We start from the raw sequence: 3,758 nt of genomic DNA on the forward strand, positions 1-3,758 counted from the left end.
ATGGGTCCTAACATTCACTGTGGGCCAACTAATTGAAGTGTCACTTTATTATTAATTTATTCCTGTTAAAGATGAAATATACTAAATTGACGTTTTCTTCAAAAGAGTAGTAACATGAATTGAGACATCGATTCCTGTGATCTCGGGGAAGGAGAAAACAATGGGGGACGAAATCAAACAAATTAGAGAAGCAATTTTTGAGATAGGAAAAGTAATTATAGGTAAAGAAGAGGTAGTAGAAAGACTGTTTATTGCTCTATTATCGGAAGGTCATGTGCTCTTGGAAAGTGCACCTGGTTCTGGTAAAACAAAGCTTGCAAAAAGCTTTGCTAAAGTAATGAATGGACGTTTTACCAGGATGCAATTTACACCTGACGTATTGCCAACCGATGTGACAGGTATCCAATTTTTCAATCCAAAAACACAGGAGTTTGAATTAAGAACAGGCCCTGTTGTGACGAATATTTTATTGGCTGATGAAATTAACCGGGCTACACCAAAAACCCAATCCAGTTTGTTAGAGGCCATGGGAGAATATCAGGCGACTATTGATGGGGAAACGGTCAAACTCCCCGATCCATTTCTCGTCATAGCAACACAAAATCCGATAGAGAGCAACCAAGGAACATTTCCATTGCCAGAGGCTCAGTTGGACCGCTTTTTATTCAAGTTGGACATGGGTTATCCATCGTTAGATGAAGAAAAAAATATTTTACGCTCCTATCAAAAAGAAGAGCCAATGGATTATCTATCTCCGCAGATATCTTTGGATTTAATTTTGAACCTTCGGGAAAAAGTAAAGGAAGTTGAATTAAAAGAACCAATGGTGGATTACATATTACATTTGGTTAGAGCCACACGAAACCATGCGGATATAGAAGTGGGAATTAGTACCCGCGGAGCATTGGCGTGTATGCGTGCTTCCCAGGCGAGGGCATTTATAAATGGTAGAGATTTTGTTATCCCTGAGGATGTAAAGGAACTTATCAAACCGATCTTTACTCATCGTCTTGTTTTAGGCATGGAAGCTTCTTTAAGAAAAACCCCTGAACAGATCATGGATAGTCTTCTAAAGGAAGTAGATGTACCCGTAGAGCTTGAGGGAGAGTCATGATCCCATTTGAAAAGGATAATAAAGGGCTAAAGCAGAAGCACTCTCTTTTATTATTTTTATCATTTATTTTGATTTTTTTAAGTGTATGGTTAAATCGATCAGGTGTTTTTATATTAGCTAGCCTTCTATTGCTATATATTTTATTAGTTGTGGGGATTGATAAGTGGGCAGGGAATCAGTTGTCCCTTCCTGGTGGTAAAAGAACCTACCGAATGTTCGTTGGAGATAAGGCAGAGGTGCCAATAACTCTAAAGAATTTTTCATGGATCCCACTCCAAAATGGAAGCTTACATTTTACAGTTGGTAATGTAGTTTCTGAAAAGACTTATAAAAAAATCGAAAGATATAACGAGACAGAACAGTCTTCCCTGCTGCTCTCTATTCCGGGCAAAAGCAATACCGAAGTTAATCTTTCCTTTGAGGCACAGAGAAGGGGAGTAACTAGTATTTCAGATGTCCATTTTCTTTTCAAGAATGTTTTTAGTCTTGAAGATATCTCATTATATTTGAGGAAAAACAGATTTATCGAATTGGTTGTTTACCCAGAACAGATAGAAGTGTTTGGGCTAGACGACCTTATGATACAAGCTCTCGGTAATTTGAGGGCTACCTATTCTCCATATGAGGATCTCCTTGAGCCGGCTGGGACTAGAGGCTATGTTTCAGGTGATCCTTTTCATCGAATTCACTGGAAATCAAGTGCCAAAACACAGCAATTGCAAACGAAGGTTTATGAGCGAAAATGGGAAATGTCTTGGACTATTATTGTGAATGTGGGAACCAAGACTAGACTTGGAAATCAATATATATCGAAGAAAATAGAAGAGTATCTTTCAGTTATTACATATTTCTATTATCGAGCGGCGAAATTTGGAATCCCAATAGAACTGCACATGAATATCAGTGGGTATGGTGCATCCTATTTTAAGATTGAGAAAGAAGACGGTGGAGAACAGTTAAAGAAGGTGCTTGATATACTTGCCCGTATAAGGACAAATGAAAGAATTATTCCCATTCATACGGTTTTGCATATGCTTAATCAAAATATCACCTACCACCGACATATTATTTTTCTTGGAGAAGAGGATGATTCAATCCCGTTCTATTTTCATCAATGGAAAAGAAGAGGAATCCAGCTTAATCGTGTTCAACAATCAGAAGAAGGCTATTTTATAGAATAGGGGTGAAATAAGTGGATACTAATTTTAGAATAACTCGGATATATCAATGGGTTAGTGAAGCGATTGCCATTTATTTTCTTCTCCTTCCTTTATTCTATATTTTAAAATTTCCTCCTCCCTTATGGAGTTACCTATTCATAATGGTTAGTGGATTAATTGGGTTTATAGTAGCAGAACGGTATTGGAAAGTTCTTGGCCCCATTCTTCTCATAATGCTGGCTATCACTACGACTGCCTACTGGGTGTTTCATTATCCATTGATGATTGCTGCTATTCTTGGAATTCTTTTTGGGTGGAGATATATTGCACATCAAACGGAAGCTGACCATCAAAATCAACTTCTTGTACTAATTTTAACGATTTTACCAGCTATCATATTTTTGTTCGTTGACTACCAAGTGAATCTATTAGTAATGGTCTTATTGCAGTTTATCATATTGGTTATTGGATCTTATTTGTCTGCAATGTTGGCGACAAAAGAAAGTTCACAGCTTCATTCGAACAAGGTTATCTTTATTTTCTTTTCCATATTAGTAGCAGTCATTCTCTTTTTATTTCCGCTTTATCCAGTCATTCGAGCTCTTTATGAACAACTTACTCGCATACCCATTGCTCTTTTTAAACTGGTGGTAGTAGCAATTGCTGGCTTATTAGACCTCATTTCTCAACTAACTGGTAGAGATCTAAATTTTATCGAGGCATCTGGCGGTTTGGAAAACGATGTTAAGCTAGGTGATGGAGATCTGAAAACAGAAGAAATGGAACCCTATGATGATACATTTATAACAATTGTCCATTGGTCGTTCTGGGGATTGGTCGCATTGGCCGGTATTATTCTCGTAATCTTTTTATTCCGTAAATATATACAAAAAGATGTTGAGCTTAGGGCAGAAACTCAAAGGGAAGTCACCACTTTAAAGGATACTGAGCAACCTGATTTTAGAAGGTCAGTAAAGACAAAAAAGCCCGATCATCCTGTAAGGAAGTCGGTTTTTGATTTTGAAAAATTCGCGCGGAGAAAGGGAATAGGAAGAACAAAAGGAGAAACAATCTGGGAGTGGTTTCACCGTTTGGGATTTGATGTATCTCCTGAGTTCGTTTCTGTTTATAACAGAGTAAGATATGGAGAAAAAGAGATTACCGATGAGGAAGTTGATGGATTTAAGACGACTTTGCAGGAAGCGAAAAAGAAAGTGAAGGATTTGGAGCAATAGATTATGAAACAAAAAAACGACACCTATTTAGGTGTCGTTTTTCAATGGAGCATAGCGGGATCGAACCGCTGACCTTTTGGCTGCCAGCCAAACGCTCTCCCAGCTGAGCTAATGCCCCATATAAAGCTGACAAAAAGTATTATATACTGAAATAGCTTTCCTTTCAAGTACAATTTTTTGTACCTTTTTTGGCAGAAAGTATAAAATTTGTGTAGCTCCAGCGGAAAAGCTTCCTCGAGTAATCTTCGA

The 3,758-nt window shown here is 37.7% G+C and carries 3 protein-coding genes and 1 tRNA gene; 3 read left to right on the forward strand and 1 reads right to left on the reverse strand.

Going from position 1 to position 3,758, the window contains the following annotated elements; genetic code table 11:
* Positions 1 to 160: 160 nt before the first annotated feature.
* The 3 genes from RZN25_16150 to RZN25_16160 are packed head-to-tail and all read left to right on the forward strand — an operon-like array spanning position 161 to position 3,509.
* Positions 161 to 1,114: a MoxR family ATPase gene (locus tag RZN25_16150; protein MEQ6378346.1), complete on the forward strand. Its 954-nt coding sequence runs from the start codon at positions 161 to 163 to the stop codon at positions 1,112 to 1,114.
* Complete coding sequence (locus RZN25_16155) at positions 1,111 to 2,295, forward strand: DUF58 domain-containing protein (GenBank protein MEQ6378347.1); 1,185 nt, start codon at positions 1,111 to 1,113, stop codon at positions 2,293 to 2,295. Before RZN25_16150 ends, RZN25_16155 begins: the two co-directional genes overlap by 4 nt.
* Before the next feature lie 11 nt (positions 2,296 to 2,306).
* A complete protein-coding gene (locus RZN25_16160; GenBank protein ID MEQ6378348.1) occupies positions 2,307 to 3,509 on the forward strand; it encodes a hypothetical protein in 1,203 nt (400 codons plus the stop codon).
* 45 nt (positions 3,510 to 3,554) lie between these two features.
* Here the strand turns inward: RZN25_16160 and RZN25_16165 are convergent.
* Positions 3,555 to 3,627: transfer RNA gene (locus RZN25_16165), tRNA-Ala, on the reverse strand.
* Positions 3,628 to 3,758 lie beyond the last annotated feature (131 nt).

It is taken from the genome of Bacillaceae bacterium S4-13-56 (assembly GCA_040191315.1).
GTDB lineage: Bacteria > Bacillota > Bacilli > Bacillales > JAWJLM01 > JAWJLM01.

What these genes read in the sequence shown, in the direction of transcription:
- RZN25_16150 (MEQ6378346.1), top strand. Translation starts at nt 161, where the DNA reads ATGGGGGACGAAATCAAACAAATTAGAGAAGCAATTTTTGAGATAGGA.
- RZN25_16155 (MEQ6378347.1), top strand. Translation starts at nt 1,111, where the DNA reads ATGATCCCATTTGAAAAGGATAATAAAGGGCTAAAGCAGAAGCACTCT.